The following is a 14,153-nucleotide window of genomic DNA, read 5'->3' as shown; positions in this document are numbered from 1 at the left end:
CCAATACTAACGAGTTACACAGGTATATTCTATGTCAGATTTGTTTGAAGAAAAAGCGAAAGATTATGATGCAGAACAGTGGGCAAAAGATATGTCACCTGTGATTGGCGATTTGATTTTATCAAAAGTCCCCATTCATAAACAGATGCATGTTATGGATTTCGGTGCTGGCACCGGCCTTATTTCCTCCCAAATTGCCCCGGAAGTGGACAGGATAACAGCATTGGACATATCCGAAGCAATGCTGGAACAACTCACTGCAAAACCTGAGCTTGAAAACAAGGTTACTGCCCTCTGCCAGAATATCATAACAAATCCCATTGGTGAAAAATTTGATCTCATCATAAGCGCCTTTGCGATGCACCACGTGGAGGACACAAATAAATTGATACAAAGTTTCTCATCCCACTCAAAATCAGGATCGTGGATTGCCCTGGTTGATGTCGATGAAGAAGATGGAAGTTTTCATGGAGAGGATAATCAAGGTGTTTATCATTGCGGATTTAACCGAGAAGAGTTGAAAGCAATACTCAAAATGTACTCATTTGAGAATATTGAGTTTGTCACAGCCCATCATTTCACCTATAACGAAAGGAAATTTACGGCCTTTCTGGTAACTGCCACTAAGGGTTAATACTTTCGCTCATTCATAGAATAAAGCTCCTGACCACTGCCAAGAGCTCTATTGGTCATCAAGAAGTTCCTTTTGCAATCACCATGGGCCACGTCTATTATATTTCAATCATCTTTATACCTAAAGGTTCTCAGGACCTGAGCCCCAGGATTCGTTAGAAATTCACAAGCCCCAGATAACTCTCTGGTTTCAAACTTGCTCCGCCAACAAGGGCTCCATCTATATCTGATTCATTCATGATTTCAGCAACATTTGCAGGCTTGACGCTCCCACCATATTGAATACGAACTTGTGCAGCAAGCTCAGCATCAAACATATCTGCCACAACTTTTCGTATGTATGTGATCACTTCATTTGCCTGGCTGCTTGTGGCCGTCTTTCCTGTACCAATTGCCCAGATAGGCTCATAGGCTATAACAACGTTCACCAGATCAGCACTGCTCACACCAACAAGACCTTTTTCAACCTGTTCTTTCACAACATCTTTGGTTTTGTCTGCATCTCTTTGCTCTAAAGTTTCTCCACAACAGAGGATAGGCAGGATGGCATGCTCTAATGCTTTAAGAACTTTCTTATTCACAGTTTCATCTGTTTCGTTGAAATATTCTCTTCTCTCGGAGTGGCCGATGACTACATAATCCACACCTAATTCCTTCAGCATTGAAGGAGAAATCTCCCCTGTAAAGGCACCACTTTCTTCAAAGTGCATATTTTGTGCTCCTACCTTGATCGCTGTCCCGGCAGTAACCTCTTTTAAATCTTTAAGCATGGTAAAGGGCGAACAGATAACAGCCTCAACATTCTCTCCTGTCACCTGGTCTTTAATTGCAGCAACGAAATCTCTTGCTTCTGCAATACTCATTGTCATCTTCCAATTTCCAGCAATTATAGGCTTTCTCATTTTATTCCTCAATTATACTCTATAAATGACCGCAATTTTGTCTGAAATTTGCAGCCGAACTTATTTCAATATATGATGCACCCAGCTTAGGTCCAAAACTTCCGGCAAGGATCACGACAAGATCACTGTCTTTAAAATGATCTTCCGCCACAAGACGACAGATTGATAATTTTAACGGTTGATCTACAGTCAGATCAATTGGGACATACTCTGCATAAACACCATAGGAAAGTGACAGTTGCCTCGTCACTCGTTTGTCATAAACCTGCGCATAAATTACGTTTGGGCCACGATATGCTGCAAGGGCAAGAATAGACTTCCCGGTAAGTGAATCTGCAATAATCGCCTTTGTTTTGAGACGAACCGCCGCCTTAACGGCTGCTTTTGCCAGATAGGCGGCAAGTTTATTCCCATTACTGTAGGGGACATCGATGTTACCAGAAGTGTTCGCTTCAACCTCGCCTGCTATCTTCGTCATCATGCGCACTGCGAGTTCTGGATATTTACCATTGGCAGTTTCACCTGACAACATAACGGCATCGGCATGGTCAAGACAAGCATTCGCCACGTCTGACACTTCAGCTCTTGTGGGCCTTGGCGATTCAATCATGGAATGAAGCATCTGAGTTGCGACAATGACGGGTTTTCTTCTCTCAATACATTCTTTTATGATACGTTTTTGGGTGAGTGGAATCTGTTCTGTCGGTATTTCAACGGCTAGATCGCCTCTCGCAATCATAATTCCATAAACATGGTCCAGAATTTCCGACAGATTCTCCACCCCTTCAGAGTTTTCAATTTTAGCAATTATTTTAATGCCGGACTTTTTAGCATCCAGAATACTCTGAACAGCTAAAGCATCATCCTTATTTCGAACAAAGGAATGAGCAATAAAGTCCAGGTCATTGTCAGCCGCGAAATCAATAAACCCCTTATCTTTTTCACTAAGGGCCGGTAATTTCACATGAACAGCAGGAATATTAATGCTTTTCCGCGCATTGATTGTTCCATCATTTTCAACAGTACATTTGAGACAATTATCTTCTTTACCTATAACAGCAAGGGCAATCAAGCCATCATCAATAAGAATAGAACTACCAACTGGGACGTCTTCAACAAATTCACCATGGGATACGCATATTACATTATCATATGATATTTCATTTGGCGCACCCTTCATTAAGACTGTATCACCACATCTGACGGCTAAAGGAGCCTCCATAGCGCAGGTCCTGATCTCAGGCCCTTTAGTATCGAGAAGTATGCCTATCCTATCCGACACGGCTCTGGTGTTTCGGATAACATCCAGGGCATCATTATGATCCATATGGGCAGTATTAAGCCGTACAACGTTCATTCCCGCCTCAAAAAGGGATGTAATAAAGGGTACAGAACAATTTTTACTTGAGATCGTTGCAACTATTTTTGTTTTTCTTTGCATGGCAATTACGAACCTGTTTCTGTACTGGTGAAGCGATAAGAGATTGTTTTACAAGACGATGGCAGAATTACAGTAACAATAGAGTTACTATTGCCCATATATTCCCTTGCGACCTGCGAAGCTCACCTTACCCGCCAACTCTTCTTCTATTCGCAGCAGTTGATTGTACTTTGCAACCCGGTCAGACCGACAAAGAGAACCGGTTTTGATTTGCCCTGCAGCTGTACCGACTGCGAGATCGGCAATGGTCACATCTTCTGTTTCTCCACTTCTATGTGAGATCACCACGGTATAACCCGCCTCTTTAGCCATCCGAATAGCAGCTAAGGTCTCAGTCAAGGAGCCGATTTGGTTGAATTTGATCAAGATAGAGTTTGCAACGCCTGTATCAATACCCTTTTTTAGGATCTTCGTATTTGTAACAAACAGATCATCACCTACCAGCTGAATGCGTGCTCCTATCTTTTTGGTCAGACTGGCCCACCCTTCCCAATCACTTTCATCCAAGCCATCTTCTATGGAAATAATTGGATATTTTCTAGTGAGTCCCGCTAGATAGTCACCAAATTTTTCAGAATCAAAGATTTTCCCCTCACCTTTGAGGTCATAGTTCTCATTTTTAAAAAACTCAGATGCTGCACAATCGAGTGCCAAGGTAATGTCTTCACCCATCTTGTAGCCAGCTGCCTCAACAGCTTTAACGATGACGGTAAGAGCCTCTTCATTTGAAGAAAGATTTGGTGCAAAACCACCTTCATCACCCACTGCAGTACTCAAGCCTTTTTCACTTAGCACCTTTTTTAGGTTATGGAACACTTCAGCTCCCATGCGTAACGCTTCACGGAAAGTTTTGGCTCCAACCGGCTGGATCATGAACTCCTGAATATCCACATTGTTATCGGCATGCTCCCCGCCATTGATGATATTCATCATAGGAACGGGCATCACATACTCACCTGCAGTTCCATTCAATTCGGAGATATACTGATAAAGAGGAATATTTTTATCAAGAGCTGCGGCTTTAGCATTGGCAAGAGAAACTGCGAGGATTGCATTAGCACCAAGTTTATCTTTATTTTCAGTACCATCCAGATCAATCATTATCTGATCAACCTTTTGCTGGTCATAGGAACTCTGGCCAACTAATGCCAACTGAATATTTTCATTAATTGCCGCAACAGCCTTTAGTACTCCTTTACCGAGGTAACGACTCTTGTCGCCATCTCGAAGCTCAAGAGCTTCTCTTGATCCAGTTGATGCGCCAGAAGGTGCGCATGCTCTTCCCCATGCTCCAGACTCAAGGTAAACATCTGCCTCAACTGTAGGGTTGCCCCTTGAATCCATAACCTCTCTACCAACTATTTTGCTAATTTTTGACATAGTTATTCCCAATATATTTGAGCCATTTGCAAAATTGCTTTTGCAAATGGCCTCATTCAAAATCAGATACGCCGATTTTTTCTACTTAAAAGATAGGGCTTACAGGGATTCGTTGGATGCCATATGCAGAATGAGATCGAGCATTCGGTTAGAATATCCCCACTCATTGTCATACCAGCTCATAACTTTCACCGTTTTACCGATTACCTTGGTAGACTGAGCATCAACAATGGAAGAACGGCTATCACCCTGAAAGTCGATAGAAACAAGAGGTAATTCAGTGTAACCAAGGTAGCGGTTAGCGGCCTCTTTAAGTGTTGCATTAACCTCTTCGACAGTTGTTTCACGTCCTACTTCCATGACAACGTCTACAATAGATACCGTTGGGGTAGGAACTCGTACAGCAAGACCATCAAATTTGCCCTTCAACTCTGGAATTACAAGAGATACAGCTGCCGCAGCACCTGTTTTGGTTGGAATCATTGATAGGCCTGCTGCTCTTGCACGCCGCAGATCTGAATGTGGAAAATCAAGAAGTCGCTGGTCTCCAGTATATGCATGGATAGTCGTCATAAGTCCACGCTCTATGCCAAATTTATCCATAATAACTTTTGCAAATGGGGCGAGACAGTTGGTGGTACATGATGCATTGGATACGACATGATGAATACTCGCATCATATTCGTCCTCATTCACACCCATGACGATGGTTTTAACACCACCTTTTGCAGGGGCAGAGATAACTACTTTTTTAGCTCCGGCATCTATATGAGCTTGCACTGATTCCTGATCCGTAAAAAGCCCGGTACACTCAGCAACATACTCCACATTTGCTGCAGCCCATGGAATCTCTGCAGGACTGCGATGACTGGTCACAACAATCTTTTTGCCGTTGACAATTATGCCTTCATCATAGGCACTAACATCTGCATCTAAAATACCCATAACAGAATCATACTTGATCAAATGGGCTAAGGTTGCAATATCAGTCAAATCATTGATTGCTACAATTTCTATATTTTCAAAGGTGGCGTCCTTCAACATTGCTCTGAAAATATTTCTACCAATTCGTCCAAATCCGTTAATACCTACTTTAATAGCCATTATTGCTCCTTAATTTAATTATACAGAAGGTGCTCACACCTTTTTCTGCCTAGACCAATGTTGTTTTGCGAAAGTATAATTACAAATAAAACGTGCAAAAGCAACGCTTAAATGTTCGTATGTGAATATTTTTGGCCAATTTATAAGAAATATAAGCTTTTAGCCCTTTACCTCTTTCAGTTGAGACTAATATGGGCTTGTTATTCTCTAAGATTAGAATATATTCGTGAGCCAACACGAACATCGTCTGAACCGAACTCTTTTCAACGCAACGACTTTTCAGCTCAACTGCCTGTCTGCTATAAATTTAACAGTTGAGGCTCTTTGTGGTATGCTAAGGCAGATGACTGTCAAGTTTTCTGTCAGGAGAACTTGTCGGAAGAAATAATGAGAGCCAAACACCTACAATGCAGGCGCCCACGCCAATTGTTCGAAATCGAACATTAAAGCCATTTTCAATTTTTTAGAACATCATATGCAAAAAAGTAAATCCAACGCCGATCCGGAGAACCTGTCCAAGAGACAACGAAACATCCTTGAGCTCATCAACAAACAGGGATTTGTTACCATCGACGCTTTAACAAGTCTTTTTAATGTTACGCCCCAAACCATCAGGAGGGATATTAATAACCTGTGCAATCGTAATCTCCTCCAACGCCACCATGGGGGTGCAAGCAGGGTAACCAGTGTCCAAAACATTGATTATTCGGATCGTAAAAATATTATGGGGGAAGAAAAAAGACGCATTGCCGAAATGGTTGCCCGAAAAATCCATGACCACGCGTCTCTATTTATTAATATTGGAACGACCACCGAAGAGGTCGCCACTGCCCTTGCGAACCACAAAAACCTGAGGGTGATTACAAACAACCTTAATGTAGCCGTCAGTATGAGCGACAACAACAACTGTCAGGTCATCATTGCCGGTGGTATGGTACGAAAAAAAGATAAAGGAATAACCGGCGAAGCGACGATAGACTTCATACGACAATTCAAAGTTGACATCGCTATTATCGGTACTGCAGGCATAGATGAGGATGGGAGCCTCTTTGACTACGATTACCATGAGGTGAGGGTCACAAAAGAGATAATGCAGAACTCACGTCAAGTTTTTCTGGTAACCGACCATACCAAATTCTCCCGAAACGCGATGGTTCGTATGGCAGATCTCTCTGAGATAGACAGGATCTTCACCGACAACATGCCCCCTCAGAACTTCCAGGAACTACTCAAGGAAAAAGATGTCGCCCTCCACGTTTCCGAAAACCATATCAGCTAGCTTAAGTAGAATTAACCTCCCATCACAAAAGTACTTAAATTAAGCCCATTCAAGAAACGTGAATGGGCGTAAAAGAAGCACCAAGGCTATTCAGAATAATGTGGTTGTACCATCTTTAGAACTGGCGTCTAATTCTATGGCTTATCACATCCCCAAAAGATTCCATCAGCACCTTTGGTTCCTCTCTGGCGCGGCTTTGAACTATCCTATTGCCGTATATTTTAGGAATTGATTCCGTGATTCTAATCTTGAGTTTGATCACTTATATTTTTCTGTACATCGTCAATTAACAGAGATATAACGTTAATCTATTCGGAGGTAGTTGTAGTTGTCGGAAGCTATTTTAATTACTAAGTATTCTGATGACAGGTTATACCCCTCATTCTTATTCATTTTTTCCTGTGAGGTTACGCATGTCGGAGTATTCATTTCCCGCTCGAACCATTTCTCAAATATTTCCATCGTACAGTGGCAAAGTTAACGGTTTGGTTAGCTTGCTTCTCTGTTTCCACCTCACAAGTATTGGTGTACTTGCGGCGGCTATCGTCTTTCCCGCGGGCCAGAAGTTGCTGATAGTTCTGTCTGGGCTATTATTTTTTTTCTCAGTTCTGACGGCTTTGGGGTTTGGTAAAACCCTCAAGTACACCATGAAGGAAACGATAGGTGAGATCAGCGCAATATTCTGTAATTTAGAAAATGGAACAATAAACTTAACTTCCCCTAGTTTAACTGATGGAAATCAAAACACTCAAAAAATCCGTCAACAATATGGAGAATTTCTGGCAGCAATCCGTCAAATCATCGAAGAAATTCGTAAAATCGGTATTGATATTGCTGTCGATGCCGCAAAGGTGGCAACTTCAGTAAAGGCTACGGCCAGTAAAACTGGAGAACAACTCGAGATTTCCAATGTTGTCTCTGCAGTGAGTATAGAGGCCAATAGCGCGATCGCTGAAGTGTCGGAAAGCGCTCAATATGTCTCAGATAAAACGGCGAATAACCTTAGTGTGGCCCAAAAATCTTATCAGGAGTTGGTTGATGCGACAGAGAAAACCATCCAAATTAATCAATCTGTTGATTCATTTCGAACCACTGTCGAAGATTTGGGTAAAAGCTCAACTTTTATCCTCCAGGCGGTTTCTGTTATCAACGATATCGCAGAGCAGACAAATTTACTTTCCCTCAATGCTACTATAGAGGCTGCCAGGGCTGCTGAACACGGAAAAGGTTTTGCGGTTGTGGCCGAAGAAGTGCGCGATCTCGCCAAACGTATTAAGCCCGCGACTCAAGAAATTACAGCTAATATTACTTCGATGATCACGATCGTAGAAAAAACCCAGCAGGAAACAAAACAAATCAGTAAATTTGCACAAGAAACAAATACAACAGTCAGTGAAGCCTCAGAAAACTTCAACCTCATGATGCAGGATTTTGAAGAGGCTAACGACCAGCTTTTGAAAATTGCTGCTGCGATGGAAGAACTTTCGACAAACAATAGTGAGGTGACTGACAAAGTTGCTGGAATTAATTCTTTAAGCGAAGAAATAGAAAAAGATATGCAGCGGTCAGAGATCTCGGTGAACACTCTCAGTTCGGTAACTGAAAAAATGCTTGAGATGGTTTCACGCATTAATACCGGGGAAGGTACCTTTGATACGATCATGTCCTGGGCTCAAGATACCAGAAATCAATTTGAACAAGAACTCCAGGCAATTCATACAAAAGGTACCAATCTTTTCGACACCCGCTATCAAGAAGTACCTGATACTGATCCGAGAAAATTTGAAACAACATTTACTACTGTTGTTAAGCAGCAGATGTCAAAAAAATACGACACAGCCAAGAGCCAGATGAATGGGGTCATATACTGTCTTGCCATTGATAAGAACGGTTATCTGCCTGCCCACCACACAGCCTTTTCACAACCTATGACAGGCGATCCCAAAAAAGATCTTCTCAATAGCCGTCACCAACGCATTTACCAAAATAATACAACAGAGAAAAGACGTAGTTCGCATACCGACCCTCTACTATTGCAAACATACATGCGTGACACAGGGGAGGTTCTCAACGACCTTTCTCTGCCGATATATATAGACGGACGGCATTGGGGGGCATTAATTATCGGCTTTGACCCAAATGCGCTGTTCAGTTGAACTGATGATGGTTTTGTATCCCCAGGGTCTCTGTTACAAAAGTTCTCATGACTTCAAATCCTTTAATCGTTGCATAGGTTGTCTTCATAGACTCAAAGCCTGAGGTCGGTTGGATCAGGCGTTTCAATTTGCCATAATCTGCTTCATTGAGGTTATTGAGATATTTAGTCGTCCCTGAGAGATGACAATTTTCGGTTCAAGCCACTTTTCGCATGTAATGATTTTTACGAATAACGCTAATAATAATTATGGCAAAAGAGAGTTGTACCTCTCTCATCCACTTTTTGAAGTTAGAAACCGCTGCTGCACACATCAAATTGATGCTATCGCCAACAGTTCCTTTGAGATAGTTAAGCAGGAGTCGGTAATCTGATTTTAAATGTCCTATTATCGGCTCAATGCCTGCTCTTTTCCGAAATCTTTTCCTAGCCTTCTGCCTTTGGTAAGGTGTTGCCTTTTTGTAGTTTTTTTGGATGGTCACGAAAGCGTTGAGCAAGAATGAGCTTTTTTAGCGTTATGCCTGAATTCAAACCCACCCCCCACAGAACTTTGGCTTATTTTTCCAAGCAGACAATTAATTACCCCGGCTGCGAGGCTACAAAGAGATACGATCAAACAGAAGTGTTTTGATATTCTTACTCAGTTAATTGACAAGGGTATTTTAAAAGAAGGAGTTTCTGATTAGATAGTCTTGAAAACAAGTAAAACGAGTCCTTGGAAGTTAAACTGCATTTAGGTATAGATGCTTTACAATGGCAACCGCAAACAGATATCAACTTCGTACCTTTCCCACTGGTAACCATCGTTGAGTGTCAAATTCAGTTAATATGAGCTTGACGAGATGAATTACATTGAAAAACTGTTCCATTTTGAGTGAATCAACCGGACACACCCCGTATGGAATTTCTATAAAGATAGTCAATCACCTGAAATTGGCACCGCCCCATGTTATCCTTGAGTATAGCACACGTGAACCAACACATTGTATCACAAAGTTATTACATATCTTTAAACAAACTGTAGCATTTCTAGGGACACAACTTCCATACTTGGGATAGAAGGTGTAAACGATAGTTTAAGCATTACTACCTCAAAGGACCAAAGAGGTATTCAAGACCATTTACCTTTATCTCATACACTATGGCAAGCTGTTGCCCCAGTTTACCGGGAGGAAAGCCCTGTCCGGCAAACCATACGACATAGGGCTCAGGAAGATCGACAAGACGTCGTCCACTATATTTACCAAATGGCATCGTGGCCTTACTGAGTTCAAGTAATTCATTATGATCAAATTGAATTTCTTTTGTCATAGTTTTGTTCAGATAGAACTGCCGTCAACACCAGCTTCTTCAAAGGATGCCATATCCCGCATCATAGCACAACTCAGATCAACCAGATTCATAGTAATGGCTGCACCTGTTCCCTCACCAAGACGGAAATCAAGATCGAGCACAGGCTCTATACCCATAAAGTCAAGGGCACCCTTCTGGCCCACTTCCACTGATTTATGCCCTGCGACAAGATAGTCTTTTACTTCAGGACAGATAAGATAGGCAAGCAACCCCGCAGCCGTTGAGATAATACCATCGAGCACCACACAGCAACCTTCTGAAGCCGCGGCTAAAACTGCCCCGCAGATTCCACCTAACTCATAACCACCAACAGTCCTTAATAGTTCAAGACCATCACTACCATCAGGTTTATGGAGCATAAGGGCCTTTTCAAGGACCTCCTGTTTTCGTTGGAGTCCCCTGTCATCAACACCGGTGCCACGACCAACTATATCTTCAACCGCAATACCTGTAACGGCACAAACTATAGCTGTGGCACTGCTGGTATTTCCAATACCCATTTCCCCAAGGCCAACAATCTTACATGGTTGTTGTTTTTGTTTCTCATAAAAACATTCAGCACCACGTACGATAGCTGAAATGGCTTGATCCAGACTCATTGCATCTGTTATGGCAAAATTCTCAGTCCCATGGGCCACTTTTTTCTGCATGAGAAGCGGATGATCATCAAAAATAGTGTTCACCCCCATATCCACCACAGCAAGATCAATATCATACTGCGCGCAGAACACATTAATAGCAGCCCCGCCTTTTAGAAAATTTTCCACCATCTGAACAGTAACCTTGGCTGGAAAGGCAGAAACACCCTCTTCAACCACACCATGATCACCGGCAAAAACAAACATCCTTTTACAACCAACTTCCGGCTGAAGAGTTTCCTGTATGGTGCTGATCTTAACAGCCAGTGTCTCAAGACGACCAAGTGCCCCTAGGGGTTTGGTCTTTAAATCCACCTTTTTTTGGGCTTGGTCGGCAAAGCTCTTTTGAGTGGCTGTAATATGTGCAGTTAACTCAGCAATTGGCGCTGGTAGAGCAGCCTCAGCTTTTTCTACCTTAAAATTGTCTGGACGACTCATCTCTTGCTTAACGTCTACATCACAACCATCGTCCATCATGACGACGCATTTCAATCTCTCACCGTTTAAGATAGAGGGCAACAAGTCCTGCACTTGACCCGGTTTTACTATTCGCTCAATTAAAAGAGAGACATCTTCATGGTACTTCTTACAAAAGGTAAGCCCCTTTTCCATATCAGACCGCTTAGGCCCGTAACTGCCCGTGACCACAAGCTCCTTATAGTGAATCAGATTGAGAAGGTTTGTATCAATCTCCTCATTTTTACTGAGACCGCTAAAAAAGGCCAGACGTCCACCCTTACACAGTTTTGTAATGCAAAGACTAAAGGCAATATGACTTGCACAACAGTTTATGGCCAGATCAAAATCAGCAGCAGTAGAGTCCTTACATAATTCAATGGAGTTTTTCTTCGCAAGATCTGCAAGCAGGCTAATCTTCTCCTCACTCTGCTCAATAACGGTCACACCACAGCCCTTATCTCGCAGCATAAGGGCGGCAATAATCCCCACGACCCCACCGCCATAGATTATTGCTCGTTCTCCACCCGCCGGCTTGACCATGTCAAGAGCATTAATGACACAACCGGCAGGTTCTGCAAAGGTGACAAGTTCAGGCTGGAGATTTTCCGGAACAGGAATAAGACTCTTTTCAGGAACCACAACATGACTTGCAAAACCACCATCGGAGTGAAAACCGATAATCTTCATTTCTTCACAAAGATTTTCTCTGCCACTCAAACAATAGCTGCACGTCCCACAGGACTGTCCCGGCCAAACCGTATATATTTTGCCATCACGTTCATCGATACCAGCAATCTCATGGCCCAGGACACGGGGGAGTAATAAATCCCTATGCCCCTGCTGCCACATCTTCGCATCTGTCCTGCATATGGCACAGGAGAGCACCTTTAATCGTACCTGTCCAGCGCCAACGGCAGGAAGAGAAGAAGATTCTTCAACAGTTAAAATGCCTGTTTTTTCCAGTATCAATTGCATTGTTTTCACGCTAAGAAAGGTTCTTCAGTAATAACAAGCTTCATAAGCTGTAAACCTTGGGTTTCCAGACGTATCTTGCTGCAGCGTACTTTTACTTCCTCAATACTCTCTAAAGGAAAAACAGAAGCCTTATTCATGGAGCAGTACTCAAAACCTGTCTCCAAAAAACGAATATACTTCTCACCCTCTTTAACGATGAGCAGTTCGGTTGCTAACACCTCAGCCATTACCAAGAGCCTCCAGTTTTGCGCGTCCCTTATCAGCGTCACGGTTCTGCACAGAGACCCACCCTTCAAGACTCTTCATTGCCTGACCAGACAAGAGTAACTCCCGCGCTTTTTCTACGCCGTCCTGTATAGTTGCCACTTCATTTTTAACATAAAAGATCAGACCGCTATTGAGGATAACAGCATCGTTTTTAGCTTCAGTCCCTCTTCCTGCAAGAAGTTCAAACATATGCTTTGCAGCTCTATCCCGGTTCCGTTCTGAAGAGATTAAATCCGCACTATGCAGACCTAAGCCAACATCTTCAGGCATAAAGGATAGTGGCTCTATTATGCCATCTTTCAACTGAACCCCAACGGTTTCACCGCAAACTGAGCCCTCATCCATACCCTTATCACTGCCGTTGATTGAACCGTAGACAACAAGGGCATCACTGTAACCGATGGCCTGCATAACCTCTGCTACCGGTTGTAATAGAGATGGTGAATAGACACCTCTCACGGCTACTTTTGGAAGACCCGGATGGGCAAGAGAGGCTGCAATATTGAGTGGGGAGCCAAAGCATATCTGGGAAAGTATCCTACCAAGAGCCATGGGATGTACAGTGGGGCTCATGCCATTAAAAAGACCTATACCCGCCTCAACCACACTTTTTTTAACAAGATCCACACCGCACTCAACATCAACTCCGAGTAGTTCTGCCATATCAACAGTTCCACAGGATGAAGTAATGGCTCTTGCCCCGTGACGGGCAACTTTTACACCACCTGCAGCAGCCACAAGAGAGGCCGCAGTGCTGATATTGAAGGTCTTAAAGGTATCCATGCCGGTACCGCAATTATCAACAACTGCCAAATCACCAAAATCGACCTTTTCAGTATCCAGCTCATATACAGCCTTCCAACCGCCGGCAACTTCCTGGGCAGTTTCACCTTTTGCAGTAAGTGCTGCTAAAAAAGCTCCCTGCTGCATCTCGGTAACTTCATTACCAAGCACCATGGTAAAGGCATCATAGGCGCTCTTTTCCGAGAGATCCTCACCTCGAATCAGCTGTCCAATACAAGCTCCAAGTTTTTGATTTTTTTCCATATCCATAATAGTACCTCAATAGTATTTTGTCGTTGCGTCATGACAAAACTCAAAACAAATAGATCAGGATACGGGAAAAAGAAACTTCATGAGGTAGATCTCCGTATCCGCGACGGCATAATCCACTGGGCTGAATCTACAAAAAACAGCACAACGATTATTCACAGACACAGAGTATCTCCAGTGGGTATACTCTGATGACAGCAGTGAAATTGCTATCATAACAGGCAGGCTTTCTGACTTACGGATTATCCTGCTTGTAACCGCCTTCCCGGACTTTCCAGTGACGACCCGGGCAAAAATCCCGGGATGAAGAAGCCAACAGCTCTTCAGTTACAGCAGCCTCCGTATACAGCAAGGACTGGCTTGTGACGGACTCACACCGTCTTTCCTTTTAACGTTGTATGCACCTGATAAAATTCTTATACCATCTTATTCCAGAAATTCAACGGCTTTATAGGGTGATGGTATTAAAGTAACTATTTCTACTGATTTGACAAAATACTATATTATAAAGGAT

Annotated in this window: 11 protein-coding genes, 2 pseudogenes and 1 riboswitch; of the genes and pseudogenes, 3 read left to right on the top strand and 10 right to left on the bottom strand. The window is 42.9% G+C overall.

The window, feature by feature from the left end; translation table 11 throughout:
• Positions 1–31 precede the first annotated feature (31 nt).
• Positions 32–634, top strand: a complete 603-nt coding sequence (locus tag ACX6CI_RS03235; protein ID WP_458776742.1) for a class I SAM-dependent DNA methyltransferase — start codon at positions 32–34, stop codon at positions 632–634.
• Positions 635–788: 154 nt separating this feature from the next.
• Here ACX6CI_RS03235 and tpiA read toward each other — a convergent pair whose 3' ends face one another.
• The 4 genes from tpiA to gap form a co-directional block, all read right to left on the bottom strand.
• A complete protein-coding gene (tpiA, locus tag ACX6CI_RS03230; RefSeq protein WP_458776741.1) occupies positions 789–1,535 on the bottom strand; it encodes a triose-phosphate isomerase in 747 nt (248 codons plus the stop codon).
• 19 nt (positions 1,536–1,554) lie between these two features.
• Positions 1,555–2,976 carry a pyruvate kinase gene (gene pyk / locus ACX6CI_RS03225; RefSeq protein WP_458776740.1) on the bottom strand — a complete coding sequence of 474 codons (1,422 nt, stop codon included), beginning with the start codon at positions 2,974–2,976 and terminating at the stop codon, positions 1,555–1,557.
• A gap of 87 nt (positions 2,977–3,063) precedes the next feature.
• Positions 3,064–4,356, bottom strand: a complete 1,293-nt coding sequence (gene eno, locus ACX6CI_RS03220; RefSeq protein ID WP_458776739.1) for a phosphopyruvate hydratase — start codon at positions 4,354–4,356, stop codon at positions 3,064–3,066.
• Between the two features lie 99 nt (positions 4,357–4,455).
• Positions 4,456–5,460 (bottom strand): type I glyceraldehyde-3-phosphate dehydrogenase, encoded by a 1,005-nt coding sequence (gene gap / locus ACX6CI_RS03215; RefSeq protein WP_458776738.1) that lies wholly within the window; start codon positions 5,458–5,460, stop codon positions 4,456–4,458.
• 475 nt (positions 5,461–5,935) lie between these two features.
• Between gap and ACX6CI_RS03210 the strand changes: the two genes are divergently transcribed.
• Entirely contained in the window at positions 5,936–6,739 is an 804-nt protein-coding gene (locus ACX6CI_RS03210; RefSeq protein ID WP_458776737.1) for a DeoR/GlpR family DNA-binding transcription regulator, read from the top strand.
• A 413-nt stretch (positions 6,740–7,152) separates the two neighbouring features.
• On the top strand, positions 7,153–8,895 hold the full coding sequence (locus tag ACX6CI_RS03205; protein WP_458776736.1) for a methyl-accepting chemotaxis protein: 1,743 nt from the start codon (positions 7,153–7,155) through the stop codon (positions 8,893–8,895).
• Here ACX6CI_RS03205 and ACX6CI_RS03200 read toward each other — a convergent pair.
• The 6 genes and pseudogenes from ACX6CI_RS03200 to trpD form a co-directional block, all read right to left on the bottom strand.
• Positions 8,888–9,058: pseudogene (locus tag ACX6CI_RS03200) on the bottom strand (DDE-type integrase/transposase/recombinase); the annotation flags it as partial. The gene ACX6CI_RS03205 and the pseudogene ACX6CI_RS03200 overlap by 8 nt on opposite strands.
• 33 nt (positions 9,059–9,091) lie before the next feature.
• Positions 9,092–9,340 (bottom strand): annotated as a pseudogene (locus ACX6CI_RS03195) (IS5/IS1182 family transposase); the annotation flags it as partial.
• A gap of 640 nt (positions 9,341–9,980) precedes the next feature.
• Entirely contained in the window at positions 9,981–10,205 is a 225-nt protein-coding gene (locus ACX6CI_RS03190) for a DUF3820 family protein (RefSeq protein ID WP_458776735.1), read from the bottom strand.
• A gap of 8 nt (positions 10,206–10,213) precedes the next feature.
• On the bottom strand, positions 10,214–12,319 hold the full coding sequence (cobT, locus tag ACX6CI_RS03185; RefSeq protein ID WP_458776734.1) for a nicotinate-nucleotide--dimethylbenzimidazole phosphoribosyltransferase: 2,106 nt from the start codon (positions 12,317–12,319) through the stop codon (positions 10,214–10,216).
• 5 nt (positions 12,320–12,324) lie between these two features.
• Entirely contained in the window at positions 12,325–12,546 is a 222-nt protein-coding gene (locus tag ACX6CI_RS03180) for a hypothetical protein (protein WP_458776733.1), read from the bottom strand.
• Positions 12,539–13,639: an anthranilate phosphoribosyltransferase gene (gene trpD / locus ACX6CI_RS03175; RefSeq protein ID WP_458776732.1), complete on the bottom strand. Its 1,101-nt coding sequence runs from the start codon at positions 13,637–13,639 to the stop codon at positions 12,539–12,541. The genes ACX6CI_RS03180 and trpD overlap by 8 nt, the downstream gene beginning before the upstream one ends.
• Before the next feature lie 203 nt (positions 13,640–13,842).
• Positions 13,843–14,062, bottom strand: a riboswitch (cobalamin riboswitch).
• Positions 14,063–14,153: the final 91 nt, after the last annotated feature.

The sequence above is a fragment of the Desulforhopalus glucosivorans genome, from assembly GCF_054397165.1.
This window is presented reverse-complemented; position numbering and strand designations above follow the sequence as displayed.

What these genes read in the sequence shown, in the direction of transcription:
- ACX6CI_RS03180 (WP_458776733.1), bottom strand. Translation starts at nt 12,546, where the DNA reads ATGGCTGAGGTGTTAGCAACCGAACTGCTCATCGTTAAAGAGGGTGAG.
- pyk (WP_458776740.1), bottom strand. Translation starts at nt 2,976, where the DNA reads ATGCAAAGAAAAACAAAAATAGTTGCAACGATCTCAAGTAAAAATTGT.
- gap (WP_458776738.1), bottom strand. Translation starts at nt 5,460, where the DNA reads ATGGCTATTAAAGTAGGTATTAACGGATTTGGACGAATTGGTAGAAAT.
- ACX6CI_RS03190 (WP_458776735.1), bottom strand. Translation starts at nt 10,205, where the DNA reads ATGACAAAAGAAATTCAATTTGATCATAATGAATTACTTGAACTCAGT.
- ACX6CI_RS03235 (WP_458776742.1), top strand. Translation starts at nt 32, where the DNA reads ATGTCAGATTTGTTTGAAGAAAAAGCGAAAGATTATGATGCAGAACAG.
- cobT (WP_458776734.1), bottom strand. Translation starts at nt 12,319, where the DNA reads ATGCAATTGATACTGGAAAAAACAGGCATTTTAACTGTTGAAGAATCT.
- tpiA (WP_458776741.1), bottom strand. Translation starts at nt 1,535, where the DNA reads ATGAGAAAGCCTATAATTGCTGGAAATTGGAAGATGACAATGAGTATT.
- ACX6CI_RS03210 (WP_458776737.1), top strand. Translation starts at nt 5,936, where the DNA reads ATGCAAAAAAGTAAATCCAACGCCGATCCGGAGAACCTGTCCAAGAGA.
- ACX6CI_RS03205 (WP_458776736.1), top strand. Translation starts at nt 7,153, where the DNA reads ATGTCGGAGTATTCATTTCCCGCTCGAACCATTTCTCAAATATTTCCA.
- trpD (WP_458776732.1), bottom strand. Translation starts at nt 13,639, where the DNA reads ATGGATATGGAAAAAAATCAAAAACTTGGAGCTTGTATTGGACAGCTG.
- eno (WP_458776739.1), bottom strand. Translation starts at nt 4,356, where the DNA reads ATGTCAAAAATTAGCAAAATAGTTGGTAGAGAGGTTATGGATTCAAGG.